The sequence below is a fragment of the Gammaproteobacteria bacterium genome (assembly GCA_016200485.1).
In the GTDB taxonomy this organism is placed as follows: Bacteria; Pseudomonadota; Gammaproteobacteria; order Tenderiales; family Tenderiaceae; genus JACQEP01.
In genome coordinates this window covers 29,594-44,534 of the sequence record JACQEP010000025.1, presented here as the reverse complement: position 1 = coordinate 44,534, position 14,941 = coordinate 29,594, and the positions used below count along the sequence as shown (strand labels likewise).

At 53.0% G+C, this 14,941-nt stretch carries 13 protein-coding genes; 12 read left to right on the top strand and 1 reads right to left on the bottom strand.

The genetic code is table 11. The features are described from left to right. The first annotated feature begins 41 nt into the window (after positions 1 to 41). The 11 genes from HY272_14510 to HY272_14460 all read left to right on the top strand — a co-directional run bounded on the left by HY272_14510 (position 42) and on the right by HY272_14460 (position 9,749). Positions 42 to 521 (top strand): CYTH domain-containing protein, encoded by a 480-nt coding sequence (locus tag HY272_14510; protein MBI3773894.1) that lies wholly within the window; start codon positions 42 to 44, stop codon positions 519 to 521. 17 nt (positions 522 to 538) lie between these two features. Then, a complete protein-coding gene (locus tag HY272_14505; GenBank protein MBI3773893.1) occupies positions 539 to 2,029 on the top strand; it encodes an ABC transporter substrate-binding protein in 1,491 nt (496 codons plus the stop codon). Next, positions 2,013 to 2,516: a L,D-transpeptidase gene (locus tag HY272_14500; protein MBI3773892.1), complete on the top strand. Its 504-nt coding sequence runs from the start codon at positions 2,013 to 2,015 to the stop codon at positions 2,514 to 2,516. Before HY272_14505 ends, HY272_14500 begins: the two co-directional genes overlap by 17 nt. A 231-nt stretch (positions 2,517 to 2,747) precedes the next feature. Beyond that, positions 2,748 to 3,677 (top strand): ABC transporter permease, encoded by a 930-nt coding sequence (locus tag HY272_14495; protein ID MBI3773891.1) that lies wholly within the window; start codon positions 2,748 to 2,750, stop codon positions 3,675 to 3,677. Continuing rightward, the gene (locus tag HY272_14490; GenBank protein MBI3773890.1) at positions 3,674 to 4,483 is read left to right on the top strand and encodes an ABC transporter permease; all 810 of its coding nucleotides are present in this window, start codon (positions 3,674 to 3,676) and stop codon (positions 4,481 to 4,483) included. Before HY272_14495 ends, HY272_14490 begins: the two co-directional genes overlap by 4 nt. 184 nt (positions 4,484 to 4,667) lie before the next feature. Beyond that, on the top strand, positions 4,668 to 5,711 hold the full coding sequence (gene nagZ, locus HY272_14485; GenBank protein MBI3773889.1) for a beta-N-acetylhexosaminidase: 1,044 nt from the start codon (positions 4,668 to 4,670) through the stop codon (positions 5,709 to 5,711). Between the two features lie 53 nt (positions 5,712 to 5,764). Further along, positions 5,765 to 6,871, top strand: coding sequence for a mechanosensitive ion channel family protein (locus tag HY272_14480; protein ID MBI3773888.1), 1,107 nt, complete (start codon positions 5,765 to 5,767; stop codon positions 6,869 to 6,871). Between the two features lie 8 nt (positions 6,872 to 6,879). Then, on the top strand, positions 6,880 to 7,929 hold the full coding sequence (locus HY272_14475) for a c-type cytochrome (protein MBI3773887.1): 1,050 nt from the start codon (positions 6,880 to 6,882) through the stop codon (positions 7,927 to 7,929). Positions 7,930 to 7,938: 9 nt separating this feature from the next. Continuing rightward, positions 7,939 to 8,301, top strand: a complete 363-nt coding sequence (locus HY272_14470; GenBank protein ID MBI3773886.1) for a DsrE family protein — start codon at positions 7,939 to 7,941, stop codon at positions 8,299 to 8,301. 14 nt (positions 8,302 to 8,315) lie between these two features. Next, positions 8,316 to 8,867: a hypoxanthine-guanine phosphoribosyltransferase gene (locus HY272_14465; protein MBI3773885.1), complete on the top strand. Its 552-nt coding sequence runs from the start codon at positions 8,316 to 8,318 to the stop codon at positions 8,865 to 8,867. A 141-nt stretch (positions 8,868 to 9,008) separates the two neighbouring features. Continuing rightward, entirely contained in the window at positions 9,009 to 9,749 is a 741-nt protein-coding gene (locus tag HY272_14460) for an S-methyl-5'-thioinosine phosphorylase (GenBank protein ID MBI3773884.1), read from the top strand. Between the two features lie 100 nt (positions 9,750 to 9,849). On the opposite strand, the gene yjjJ is transcribed toward HY272_14460, so the two are convergent. Continuing rightward, entirely contained in the window at positions 9,850 to 11,250 is a 1,401-nt protein-coding gene (gene yjjJ, locus HY272_14455) for a type II toxin-antitoxin system HipA family toxin YjjJ (GenBank protein ID MBI3773883.1), read from the bottom strand. Between the two features lie 545 nt (positions 11,251 to 11,795). Between yjjJ and cas9 the strand changes: the two genes are divergently transcribed. Continuing rightward, positions 11,796 to 14,936, top strand: a complete 3,141-nt coding sequence (gene cas9, locus HY272_14450) for a type II CRISPR RNA-guided endonuclease Cas9 (GenBank protein MBI3773882.1) — start codon at positions 11,796 to 11,798, stop codon at positions 14,934 to 14,936. The last annotated feature ends 5 nt before the right edge of the window (positions 14,937 to 14,941 follow it).

Below are 14,941 nucleotides of genomic sequence, written 5' to 3'. Positions count from 1 at the left end.
TATTTTAATTAAAATCAACGTGATTGGAAGCGGAATTGAGTATGGCGACTGAAATTGAACGTAAGTTCCTGGTGGTAAATGATCAGTGGCGGGCGAATATGGCGGGCCAGGCCTTTTACCGCCAAGGCTATCTGGCGAACTCTGAGGGTGCCTCGGTGCGGGTGCGAGCGGCGGAGGGGAAGGGTTATCTCAATATCAAGAGTATGACCCTTGGTGTGCGGCGCCACGAATTCGAGTATCTGATCCCGCTCGCGGAGGCGGAGGAGATGCTGAATAACCTCTGCGTCGGGCCGCTGATCGAGAAGACCCGCTACCGGGTGCAGCATAGCGGTCATCTGTGGGAGATTGACGTTTTCGAGGGCGACAACGCCGGGCTAGTGGTAGCGGAGATAGAGCTCCAGGCTGAGGACGAGCCTTTCGAACTGCCGCCATGGGCGGGGGAGGAAGTTTCCCATGATTCACGCTACTATAACGTCTGTTTGGCGCAGCATCCCTACAAGGAATGGAAGGATAACCCCTGATTCGATTAAGCGGTCGATTGAGTTGGCGCTTCTGGATCGGATTGGCCCTGGCGGGCATTATTGCGCTTCTATGCTCGGGTTGTGACCAGACGCCGCGCGAGAGCCTGCGCTTTGGCATTTCCCGTGCCCCGCTGACGCTGGACCCGCGTTTTGCCACCGATGCCGCTTCGGCGCGGATCAATCGTTTGTTCTACGAACGACTGGTGGATTTCGATGACAGTTACCGGCCGGTTCCGGCGCTGGCGGATTGGCAATTGCTGACGCCCACTCAATATCGGTTCATTTTGCGTCCAGATCGGGCAAGTTTTCACGATGGCAACACCCTGACGGCCCGCGATGTGAAGGCGACTTATGACGCTATTCTCGATCCGGCCACAGCCTCGCCGCACAGCGCCATCTTTGACATGCTCGCTCGGGTAGAGGTGGTGGACGATAACACGGTCGATTTTCATCTCAGCAAACCTGATCCGCTGTTTCCTGGCCGCTTGGTGATCGGCATCATGCCCGCGCGGCAATTGGTGGCGGGTTATTCTTTCAATACGAAAGCACTGGGTAGTGGTACTTTTGAGCTTGTCGCCTGGCCGGTGGAAGGCGTGTTGCAACTGCGGCGGCGTAACGATGGCCAATTGCTGGACTTCATTGAAGTAAAAAATCCGACGGTAATGGCGTTAAAGCTGATGCGCGGTGAGATCGATATGACTCAGAACGATATGCCGCCGGAGCTGGTGCGTTATCTGGAGCAACAGGATACGGTGCGGGTAATTCGCGGTGCAGGTTCGAATTTCACATATCTGGGTTTTAACATGCAGGACCCGGTGACCCGTAATCTCAAACTGCGGCAGGCGATCGCCCATGCCATCAATCGGCCTGCGATTATCAAATATGTATTGGGTGATGCAGCGCGCCCCGCCAGTGCCTTGTTGCCGCCGGACTTGTGGGCGGGGAATCCGGATTTGCCGTTGCTGGCATATGATCCTGACAAGTCGCGGCAGTTGGTGAAGGCGGCAGGCTACACCGGTGGTCGCCGGCCCAGGATTATGTACAAGACTTCGAGCGATCCGTTTCGGATTCGGCTGGCGACGGTGATACAGCAGCAACTCAATGAAGTGGGGATTGATGTCGATCTGCGCAGTTATGATTGGGGTACGTTTTATGGCGATATCAAGGCGGGACGTTTTCAGATGTTCAGTTTGAGCTGGATCGGGATCAAGACGCCGGATATCTTTCACTATGCTTTTTATAGTACTGCAATCCCGCCGGATGGGGCGAACCGCGGCCGTTACGCCGACCCGATAACGGATCAACTGATCGATCAGACGGAAGTCAATGCCACGACCGAGGCACAAGTGCCCGGTTACCGGCAGATTCAGGCACGGTTGCTGGAGCAATTGCCTTATGTGCCGTTGTGGTATGAAGATCATGTGTATATCGCACGGCGTGGGCTTGAAGGATATCGCATCGCACGTGATGGTAATTTTGATGGATTGAAATATGTCACACGCCATTAGTTCTAATGAATTATGGATCGAGATCAGTATCGCACAGCAACATTTGTGGTTGCGGCGGGGTGATCAGGTGTTAATGGACATCGCTATCTCCACCGCCAAGAATGGTCCCGGTGAATGTCGCGGCAGCGAATGTACGCCGCGCGGCTGGCACAAGATTCGCGCCAAGATCGGTGCCGGGCAACCGGAAAATACCGTGTTTATCCGCCGCCGGCCGACAGGCGAAATCTATACGCCGGAACTTGCCGCCAGCGGGCCGGGACGAGATTGGATTTTAACTCGCATCCTGTGGCTCAGCGGCTTGGAGCCGGGATGTAATCGTCTGGGCGAGGTCGACACCATGCGCCGTTACATTTACATCCACGGTACACCGGATTCAGTGCCGATGGGTGCGCCGGGTTCGCACGGCTGTGTGCGGATGCGTAATCGTGAGATCATCGAGTTGTTTGAACGGGTGCCGGTGGGGACGAAAGTGTTGATCACTGAATAGCAAGCACCTAACTCAACATCGGAATGCTGATCCAAAATATTTGGGACACAGCTAAAGAGTACACAGGACGCTCCCTCTCCCGCCTGGCGGGAGAGGGTTGGGGAGAGGGCGAATTGCAGGGCATTTCCGGGCTTTTCACCCTAACCCTCCCCCTCAAAGAGGGGGAGAGGATGAGACCATAGGTGCGTCTAATAGCAATGCTGATAAAACCACATGAGATAGATACTACACATGGTTCATTTTTTGTTCTCACGTTTGCTCAGCGCCCTGATCGTGATCATTGGCGTCACGTGCCTGGTGTTCATGTTTCTGCATCTGGTGCCGGGTGATCCGGTCGAAGTGATGCTCGGCGAAGCCGCACAACCGGCGGATCGTGAAGCACTACGGCATGCACTGGGACTGGATCTGCCATTACTGACACAGCTTGGTAATTATTTTTCAAATCTGCTCCATCTCAATCTTGGCGAATCGCTGTATTCCAAGCGTCCGATCATTGATGTGTTGCTGGAACGCATCCCAGCGACGGCGGAGTTGGCCTTGGTTTCGTTGTTGGTCGCGGTAGCCATCGCTTTCCCATTAGGCGCGCTGGCAGCCGTGCGCAAAGGCAGTGTTTGGGATCAAGGCGCGATGTCGTTATCGCTGCTGGGTGTCTCGATTCCGCATTTCTTGTTGGGCCCGATCTTAATCCTGGTGTTCTCATTGTGGCTGGGCTGGTTTCCGGTCAGTGGTCGTGAAGGGGCAGGGTCGATCATACTGCCTGCGCTAACCTTAGGCAGTGCGATGTCCGCAATTTTGTCACGCATGGTGCGTGCAACTTTGCTCGAAGTCTTGAATGAAGATTACATCCGTACTGCGCGCGCCAAAGGTTTGAGCGAACGAGTAGTCATCTGGCGTCATGCGATGCGCAATGCGATGTTGCCGATTGTCACGTTGTTGGGTTTGCAGTTAGGCGCCTTGCTCGGCGGTGCGGTGATTACCGAAGTCGTGTTTTCATGGCCCGGCCTCGGCCAGCTGACGGTGGAATCGATCCAGTCTCGCGATTATCCGGTAGTGCAGGCGTGTGTCCTGTTGATTAGTCTGACTTACGTGCTCGTCAACACGCTTACCGATCTCGTCTACGGCTGGCTCGATCCGCGTGTGCGGTTGGAGGAGGGCGCATGAAGCGGCGCTGGTGGCCAACCGCTATCGTCGCATTATGGGCGTTGTTTGCGCTGGGCGGCGGATTATTGGGGTTAGACCCCAACCGGATCGAACTGGATAAAATTCTCCTCACGCCCGGTCAAGTTGCCTGGTTAGGCTATGACGACCTTGGTCGGCCGATCTGGGATCGCTTGGTCGATGGTGCGCAGACCTCGTTCTTGGTCGCAGTGATGGTGGTCAGCATCTCGGTGGTGCTAGGCACGCTGATCGGCACCGTGAGTGGTTATCTGGGTGGCTGGTGGGATCATGTTACTGTGCGCATCATCGACATCTTTCTCGCCTTCCCCGGCATTCTGCTGGCGATCGCGCTGGCCGGCTTGCTTGGGCCCGGCACTAATAACGTAGTGATCGCCCTGTGCGTGGTCGGTTGGGTCGGTTTTGCCCGGCTGGCGCGGGCGCAGGTGCTCACCGTCAAACATCGCGACCATGTCGTCGCCGCCCGCGCCCTGGGCAGCAATCCGGCGCGCATCATCCTCCGTCACATTATCCCCCTGATCCTGGCACCGCTGATCGTCGAGGCGACCTTCGCCATTGCCGGTGTCGTCATCGCCGAGGCCGGGCTATCGTTCCTGGGGATGGGCGTCCAGCCGCCGGAAGCCTCGTGGGGCAGTATGATCCGCGACGGCGCCCGCTACCTGCTGGTCGCGCCGCACATGGTGCTGGCACCGGGGGTAGCGCTGATGCTGATAGTATTGGCAGTAAATCTATTGGGCGATGCCCTGCGCGACTGGATGGATGTGCGGGCGCGGCCACGGGGTAGGGTATGATCGACATAGATTTCATGATTGATAATAGATTTAACGCGGAGGCTCGGAGGACGCAGAGTATGAAGACAAATTTGGTTAATACGCTCCTCGCGAGAGTGGAAGTTTTTCAGCAAGCAATCGTGAAAACCAGTACTGTCTTTGCGTCCTCTGCGCCTCCGCGTTAGATTTTAATGGAGTAATTGCGATGTCATTAGGACCAGTTATGGTCGGCCTAGCCGGGCCGGAATTGAGCGCCGAAGAACGGGAGATGTTGCGGCATCCCAAGGTCGGGGCCGTGATCCTGTTCACGCGCAATTATCAGGATCCGGCGCAGATTCAACGCCTGGTCGCCGAAATTCATGGCTTACGCAGCCCGCACTTATTGGTGAGTGTGGATCACGAAGGGGGCCGCGTGCAGCGCTTCCGTGAGGGGTTCAGCCGGCTGCCACCGCCAGGGACGATCGGCCAGTTTTATAAGCAAGAACCGAAACGTGCCAAGCATTTAGCCGAGACGGCAGGCTGGCTCATGGCCGCAGAGCTACGCGCCGTCGGCGTCGATTTCAGTTTTGCCCCGGTGCTGGATCTGGATTATGGCGTTAGCAAGGTGATTGGCGATCGTTCGTTTCATCGCGATCCGAACGTCGTGACCGATCTCGCGGTCGCCTACATGCATGGCATGAACAAGGCGGGGATGGCGGCGGTCGGTAAACACTTCCCCGGTCATGGCGCGGTTGAGGTCGATACCCATGAGGCGATTGCCCGTGATCAGCGCCGCTATGCCGACATCGAACAGGAAGACATCATTCCCTTCTCGCGTCTGATCCAGAATGGCCTGGCCGGCATCATGCCCGCGCACGTGATTTATCCCAATGTCGATGCCCGGCCTTCGGGATTTTCTCCGTTCTGGCTGCAAGAGGTGTTGCGCAAGCGCCTGGGTTTCCAGGGTGTGATCTTCAGCGACGATTTATTGATGGAAGGTGCAGCAGTGGCGGGTTCGGTGAGCGATCGCGCCGTCGCGGCGCTGGAGGCAGGTTGTGACATGGCCCTGGTGTGTAAGGATTTTGATGCCATCACCAGCACCCTGGAGCGGCTCGAGGCTTACGAAAGTCCGGCATCACAGCTGCGCCTGGTGCGGATGCATGGCCGCCAGGGTTATCACCGCGACCAATTGCACAATGACCCACTTTGGAAGCAGGCACTTCATTCACTCGAGTGTTGTTTCGAGCCCAAGCCCATTGATCTGTTGTAAAATCGCCGGACTCAATTAATTCAGGCCAAGGCATTTCAGTGTTCGACCAACTCATTAAGGATATTCTCGATTACAAACACTGGGACATCTGGGTAAGCCAGGTGCTGGCGGTTATTGTAATCACTATCCTCGTTAACTGGTTGCAACGCCGGATCATAGCCCGGGCGCACCTGTATTTCACCAAAACGGCGACCCTTTGGGATGATGCACTGATCGAAGCGCTCAAGCGGCCGCTATCAGTATTGATCTGGATCGTAGGCCTGGCCTTTGCCGCCAACATCGTTGAGCGATCCACCGGTGCCGCAATTTTCTCGGCAGTCGCGCCATTGCGCGATATGGGTGTGATTGTGATCATCGCCTGGTTCCTGCTGCGATTCATTAATAATGCCCAGCGCGAAGTTATCGGCCGCCGAATACAGGCCGGTGAAGCGATCGACCGCACGACCGTTGATGCCGTCACCAAAGTGCTGCGCATCACCGTGGTGATCATCGCCGCACTGGTGATGTTCCAGACATTGGGGTATAGCATCTCCGGCATTCTGGCCTTTGGCGGCATCGGTGGTATCGCCGTCGGTTTTGCTGCCAAGGACTTGCTCGCCAATTTCTTTGGCGGTTTGATGATTTATCTTGATCGGCCTTTCGCCGTCGGAGATCAGGTGCGCTCTCCGGATCGTAATATTGAAGGTACGATTGAAACTATCGGCTGGCGCCAGACATGCATCATGACGCCGGACAAACGCCCTCTTTATGTCCCCAACTCGGTGTTCGCAAACATCGCCGTCGAAAACCCCTCGCGCATGAGCCATCGCCGGATTTCCGAGACCATCGGTTTACGTTATGAAGATGCCGGAAAGATCGATGCTATCGTCGACGACATACGTGAAATGCTGAGAAACTCTTCTGAAGTCGATCATAAAGAAAAGATGATCATTAGTTTTAATGCCTTTGGACCGTCATCATTGGATATTTTGGTGTCTGTATATACCCCGGTTTCCGAGGTACACGAATATCATCGGGATAAGCATAAAATTCTACTCGCGATTTATTCCGTAATCCGTAAACACGGCGCCGACATCGCCTTCCCAACGTCAACGATTCACATCGCCAACGAAATCGCGCTTAAATCCGCTCATGGACAAGCGCTGACTCAGAACAACTAAGAGGGGTTATGGTTAAGTTTTTAGGCAGTATTATTTTATTGGGGATGAGCATTGTCGCTCAGGCAATCGAACCGTTTCAACCCTTGCCAGCGCAACCGCCAATTCCAAAAGATAATCCGCAAACGGCAGAAAAGATCGAACTTGGCAAACAATTGTTTTTTGACCCGCGGCTTTCGATCACCGGCACACACGCCTGCATCAGTTGCCATAACATCAGTGCCGGTGGCGAAGACGGTCGTGCTGTTTCGACGGGAGTGAATGGTCGGGTCGGGATGCGAAATACACAAACCATCTGGAATGCGGCCTATCACACGGCACATAATTGGGATGGCGGCGCCAAGACGCTGGAAGAACAGTTCAAAGGCCATGTGCTCGATTCACGCATCATGGGCATGGCGGATGGCGCGACACTGGTAGCACGAATCAATACCATTCCGGGGTATCGCAGCCAGTTTGAACAAGTATTCGGTCGCGACGGACTCAGCTATGACAACATGGCCAACGCCATTGCCAGTTTCGAGCGCACCTTGGTCACACCCAATAGCGCGTTTGATCGCTATCTGCGTGGCGATAAAACTGTCATCTCAGCATCGGCCAAGCGTGGATTCCAGGAATTTGTTGATATAGGTTGTGCCTCCTGCCACTTCTGGGTCAATTTGGCAGGCCCCATCCCCGGCTTGGCGTTTCAGCAGGGCGAAGGTTTTTACGAGCTTTTCCCCAATTATCCAGGCACCGACTATGAACGGCGCTATAATTTAGCCCAGGACTTGGGGCGTTATCACCTTACGCTCGATTCAGGTGATCAACGCATGTGGCGCATGCCGAGTTTGCGCAATATTGCGGTCACCGCCCCATATTTTCATAACGGAGCGGTAAAAACACTGGATGAAGCCGTGCGTGTCATGGCGATGACCCAGCTCAAACGGGAACTGTCTGATGCGCAGATATCGGATATTGTCGCTTTTCTTAATACCTTGACGGGTGAATTTCCGGAGATTCGCCTGCCACGCTTACCCCAGACGCCTAATCGTAGTGCGCTGGCCGGACACGACGACTAGGAGTGAACAATGGCCGATAAGCTAATTATTGTCATGATGAACAGCGATCCGGAAAACGCCATGGAGCTGGTGCCACCACTGGCGCAGGCCACCGTCGCTGCTGCAATGGAGTTTGATGTGGAAGTGATTTTTTCCGGGCGCGCGGCTGGCATTGTTCGTAAAGGTCATGCCGAACGATTGCGGTTGAAAGAAGGGCGCAGTGTGTATGATGTGATCAAGGAAGCCGTCGCTGCCGGTGTTAGTTTCAAGGTGTGTGCGATGGGACTGGAATACTGGGGCGAAGATATTATTCCGGAAATTGGCGAAACCGTGGGGGGCGCTTATATCATCAGCGAAGCGATGGATAGTGCCACGGTAACATTTACCTATTAGAAGAAAGTCGGACTATGTCACAACAATATCGAGAAGAATCACGAAAAATCCTGCAAGATGCCGATCTGCTCTGTTCGCATCAGCAAGTCGAGGCAGCGCTGGATAAAATGGCCGTCGAAATCAAAGACCGAATCGGCGATCAGGATCCTTTGCTGCTTTGCGTCATGACCGGAGGATTAATCACCGCCGGAACGCTACTGACACGTTTGGATTTTCTTCTGAATCTCGATTACATCCATGCCACTCGTTATGGAAACAAAACGCAGGGCGGGCATCTGAACTGGATCGTCCGTCCTTCGCAGCCGATCAAAGACCGGGTCATCTTGTTGATCGACGACATCCTCGATGAAGGCTTAACCTTACAGGCAATCGTGGAAGATTGCCGCAATGCCGGGGCAAAGGCAGTGTATTCAGCGGTCCTGGTCGAAAAGATTCGTAAGCGAGAGGCAATGATTAAGGCTGATTTTGTCGGCCTGGAAGTCGAAGACCGCTATTTGTTTGGCTATGGCATGGATTACAAGGGATATCTGCGTAATGCTGCCGGTATTTATGCCGTTAAAGAATAAAAGGGCGGGGTATTTCCCCTGAAACCGAGAAATTTTTTATTCCCTCTCCCTCCGGGAGAGGGTTAGGGTGAGGGGATAAACCATAATATCCTTACCTCTAACTCAAAGGAGTGAATGTCCACAATGGAAAAACAACCACACATGAGCAACGTCGCCATCATCGGCGGTACCGGACTTACTTCACTCAAGAATCTGGAAATTGTTAAGCGTGAAGTCGTGCACACACCTTATGGCGAACCCTCCGGGCCGCTCACGCATGGGGTATTGTGCGGCAAAGAAGTGGTATTCCTCGCGCGTCACGGCTATGGCCACACCATCCCGCCTCACAAAATCAACTATCGCGCCAACATCTGGGCGCTCAAACACGTCGGCGTCGAACGTATCGTAGCCGTCGCCGCTGTCGGGGGAATTCATAAAGACTTGCCGCCGATGCGCATTGCCATTCCTGATCAGATCGTCGATTACACCTGGTCGCGTAAACACACCTTTTTCGAAGAAGGCCTCAACGAAGTCGTACACGTCGATTTCACCAATCCCTATGATGAAGGTTTGCGGCAGCTGATGATCAAATCCAGCAAACAAGCCAAGATCGACTGCTGTGAGTACGGAACCTATGGAGCTACCCAAGGCCCGCGCCTGGAAACCACCGCCGAGATCAATCGTCTGGAGCGTGACGGTTGTACGATGGTCGGCATGACCGGCATGCCGGAAGCGGCACTGGCACGCGAACTGGGTATGGCGTATGCCACTTGCGCCGTCAGCGTCAATTGGGCCGCAGGCCGTAGCGGTGGCGTAATCACCATGCAAGATATCGAAAACTGCCTCAAGGGTGGCATGGACCAAGTGCGTGCGATGTTGGAGAAGCTCGTACCGATTCTGTAAAAAATTACTAACTCCCTCTCCCTCAGGGAGAGGGTTGGGGTGAGGGATTAATGTAGCCTGGATTAGCCGCGCAAGCGGCGTAACCCGGGGAGGTTGTTCATCAAACCAGCTGTACCAAGTTGTTTAATCGCTGGTAATTCTCACCACAAACTTTTCTGAATGCATCACTGATGCGTGTATCGGTACTCGTTTGCTGCCAGAAATGTAGCGCTGCTGCACATGCCATCAACCAGGCTTCCCGTTCCTTCGGTAACGGCAACACGGGTTCAAAAGTGCGCACAGGAACTTCCCCTCCCGCGAGAGGCGCATAGAACATGGGTAACATATCGTAGGTGGGCGCCAGCCTTAATTCAGGCTGCTTACCCGGTTCTGGTGTAAAGGTGAAAGACAGATTACCCATGTGCATATCGGAATTGGCAATGAGCTTTCCATACCACCACAGCACACGTACCTTGTTTTCCAGAAGCTGATTGGCCAGCTTAATCTTGGTTAGGCGCCGGATTGATTCTGGCCAGAGCGATTCCGCACTGCCCAGAAATGCGGCATCGATACTCGCCAAGGTCACGATTTCGCTGCGGCCAAACATTCCGTGACGGTCAAAGCGTTCCACTTCAAGAAAGGTGCGCCCTTGCGCGTTCAGGATTCTGCTATGAGCGGCAGGTAAACGTGTAGTTTCCCTCAGGGTTGTTAACGCGATATGTTCACACACCAAAAGGTCTGACCAGCGTTTGACCGCACCTGAATCCTCCGTGCCTGAAAATTTAACGATGACGTGCGGTGCCGCCGCCCCCGGCAGTTCGCGGCTGGCCGTGAACTTGGGAAATTCACCTGCTGCACTCGATCCGGCAATGCCCAGGTTCATGATACGAACGGCAAGGTCCGCATAACACTCAGCCAGCCCAGATTCAGGCAGTGGGGGGGCTTCAGGACTGGCAACACTTGTTAGCCAGCGCTCATAGGCGTGATCGCCCACAATCAAATTGCCGATAGTATCTGACCCGCGCTGACTAAGCGCGTGCACAATATCATCGTCTGACCAGTCACTCAGGTTGGAAGGAAGCGCAAGATCCCGGTAGGTCTGACGCGCGAAACTTCTACCGAGAAAGCCCTGCGGCCGCATGTCGTACAACGGGTAGGGCAGGCCATCCCAATAACCGCTGCTATGTTCAACATCGACAGGCCAACCCATGATCTCCAGATCCATGACCGAGCCATGGGGTTCCACGAGCTCCAGTGTTCCACAGCTATGACCCTTGCCTTGAATATCAATGCGGTAGACAGGAATAGAGTGTGCGATACCGCGCAACGGGCGGCGTAAAGCATAGCGCGCTTTCTTTGTTGTGCCGATGCGGACGATTTGATCCCCTCGTTCCCGCAGTATGCGCAAAACCGTAGGTACGCTGATCCGTAGGTGACCGGCCAGATCAGCCGCCGAAACAGGGGCGTTTCGCCGCAATTCCGTGGTCAATTGATTTCTTGCCGCTTGGTTTTGGGGTCTCATGAGGGTAGTTAGTTAATTAGTTATGATAAAAATAATAGATATTAACTTATTAATAGTCAATTAGTTTTGTTTAATTATGTTGTCAGTTATGACTTTAATAACTATTTGAATTTTTTCACCCTTGCTTATCTGTGGTGTTCCCGCCGGGGTAGTCACCCCCGGCATGGCGATGGCCATACTATCCCGTTCACCACAGCAGTGGAGTGGTTATCATGGAAGAAATCGAAAACTGTCTTAAGGGAAGCTGTAGTCAAGTGTGCGAGATGTTGGAGATACTCGTTAGAACGACCATTCTGTGACGAGGAATTGATAATCACTGGGGGTTTGGTTTATTCGAAAAGTTGCTTAAAAATACACATTTACCAACCCAACGACAATAAGTATTATCTATAAGGTTTATATCGCCAAACATGAAAAAGGCCGCATATAGCGGCCTTTCATTTGGTGCATCTTTCAGCTTGTTAGCGGACAGAGCGCATATCCCGATGTAGTAACGGGTACCAGTATAAAGTGGTGGTTCAATAAAAATCAACGGGAGGGGAAGTATGCTACCGAAAATGCGATACCGGTTGGCTCTGGATATGGGGTCAACGTCAATCGGCTGGTGTCTGATTCGATTGAATGCCAACGATGAACCCATTGCCGTTATCAGGATGGGGGTTCGCATCTTCTCCGATGGGCGGAATCCCAAAGATGGCAGCTCTCTTGCCGTCACCCGCCGCAATGCCCGCCAGATGCGCCGCCGCCGCGACCGGCTGTTGAAACGCAAAGAACGCATGATGGCATCGCTGATTAAGCTTGGTTTTTTTCCGAAGGATGATGGTCAACGTCGAGAGCTGGTGAAGCTCGATCCCTATGCCTTGCGCAAAAAGGGATTGTACGAATCCCTGAGCGGCCCCGAATTCGCCCGTGCCTTGTTTCACATCAACCAGCGGCGTGGGTTTTTAAGTAACCGTAAGACAGACAAGAAAGACAACGACAGTGGCGCACTCAAAAAGGCTATCAAGGATTTGTACACCAAACTGGAACAGGAAAACTGTCAGACCCTGGGCGAATGGCTAGCAAAACGCCATGAGGCGCGCCTAAGTGTGCGGGCACGTTTGCGCGGCAAAACCCAGAAGGACAAGGCTTACGATTTTTATGCTAACCGAGCTATGATCGAGCATGAATTCGATATGCTATGGGCCAAACAGAATAGCTTGAATCCATTGCTGTTCAATGATGCAGCCCGTGATGAATTCAAAGATATATTGCTGCATCAGCGTCCACTCAAGCCGATCAAACCAGGACGCTGTACGCTGTTGCCTAATGAGGAGCGCGCGCCGCAGGCCCTGCCAAGTACACAACGCTTCCGCATTTATCAGGAGGTCAATAACCTGCGATACCTAACTTCTGACCTGCGGGAACAGGAGTTAACGCTTGAGCAGCGAAATCAGATCATTGATCTTCTTGAACATCAGAGTGAAGTGAGATTTACGGCGATGCTTAAGAAGCTGAAATTACCGGGAACTACCAAATTTAATCTTGAGGACATTAAGCGTGATCGCTTGAAGGGTAATGTTACCTCGGTAATGCTTTCAAAAGAGATGACCTTCGGCGATCGGTGGCATGGCTTTGTTCCTGAACTGCAAGACAATATAGTGGAAAAGTTGCTGAATGAAGCCAGCGAATCTGCGCTGGTGGCGTGGTTACAGGATAATACCGGCGTGGATGAGCCAACGGCAGAACGCATTGCCAGTGTCGGTCTGCCAGAAGGCTATGGCAGTTTGAGTCGTGCAGCCCTGGCTCGGATACTACCAGAGCTGGTCAATGATGTGGTTGTTTACTCAGGAGCAGTTACGCGGGCAGGGTTTGATAGCCACAGTGAACTTTCACATGCGCAGCAAACTGGCGAGATCATGGAGTCTCTGCCCTATTACGGCATTCCATTACTTCGCCATGTCGCTTTCGCTAAGGACAACCCGCGTAATGATGAAGAGCGTTATGGCAAGATCGCCAACCCTACGGTGCATATTGGCCTGAACGAGCTGCGTAAGGTGGTAAATACTCTCATCAAGCGTTATGGCCATCCCAGCGAAATTATTGTGGAGGTGGCGCGTGATCTTAAGCTTGGCCATGAAAGAAAGCAGGAAATACAGCGTGAACAAAAGGAGCGACAAGACCTCAATAACAAGCATGTCGCCGAAGCATGTGTGGTGCTGGGGCTGACTCCTGACAATCTCGATAAGGCCAAGCGCCGTGAACTATCGCAAAAAATGCAGCTCTGGAGAGAGCTCAATATTAATAACATTGCTGACCGGCAATGCCCCTATACAGGTGAGCAGATCAGTATTGAGCGGTTGTTATCCAATGATGTAGAGATCGAGCATATTCTGCCCTTCTCCAAAACACTGGATGACAGTATGAACAACAAAACGGTGTCGTTACGTCGAGCCAACCGCGACAAAGGTAATCGCGCGCCCTATGAGGCATTTGCCGATAACAGCGAGTATGACTATGTCGCCATCCTTCAGCGTGCAGCACTCATGCCCAAGGAAAAAGCCAAGCGTTTTGCGCCCGATGGTTACCAGCGCTGGCTCAAAGAAGATAAAGATTTTCTTGCCAGGTCGCTGAACGATACCGCCTATTTGTCGCGTATTGCCAAGGAGTATCTATCGCTGATTTGCCCGCCCAACAGTGTGCGTGCCATTCCTGGCCGTATGACGGCATTGCTGCGCGGCAAGTTTGGCCTCAATCAACTGCTGTCAGGCTCCGAGATAAAGAACCGTAATGACCATCGCCACCATGCGCTCGATGCCGCCGTGATTGGTATTACCGATCAAGGGTTGTTGCAGCGCTTTGCCAAGGCCAGTGCCAGTGCGCGGGAAAGACAGCTTGACCGGTTGGTTGAGGAGATGCCACTGCCGTGGGTTAATTACCGCGAGCATGTAGAGCGGGCGCTGAACAATATTGTTGTTAGTCATAAACCGGATCATGGTTTTGAAGGCTCCATGTTTAAAGATACGGCTTATGGCATAAGGCCAGATGGTTCGGTAATTCAGAAGAAGAGAGATGAGGGTGGAAAAACTAGAACGATTGAGTATGTTGTTCCAGTTTATTCACTGAATCAGATGGCGAGACATGGAACCTCAGTAGATGGCGGTCCTAGACCATATAAGGGCTATGCGCCGGATGGAAATTATTGCCTGGAGATCATAGAGGACGATGCAGGAGAATGGGTGATGGAAACGATTCCAGTCTTCAAGGCATATCAGTTTGCACGAGAGTTTGGTTATGGGAAAGTTTATCAAGCACACGTTCTTCACAAAATGATCAACACAAAATTATCAAGCAAGCCAGGAAGCTTGATTATGAAGCTTATGCCTGGTGATGTAATTCGCATGGATTATAAAGGCATCAAGAATCGCCTCTTATCTGTTGTGAAGATGAGCGTAGAAGGTGGTGCGACATTTACAGAGCTGAGCGAGGCCAATGTTAGCAAGCGATATGATGAGAGAAGGAAGGCCAGAAATCTGATCAAAAAAGAGGGAAAAACAGTCGATCAGATTAGTACGGTGGAAAGAATTGCCTTGAATGATGAGTTTGTATTGTCCCAAATTGGGGTGTCTGATCTGAAAGCAGGTAGGGCCCGTAAGATTACATTGTCACCTATAGGCGACCTGCGTGATCCAGGCTTCAAAGGGTAATCACC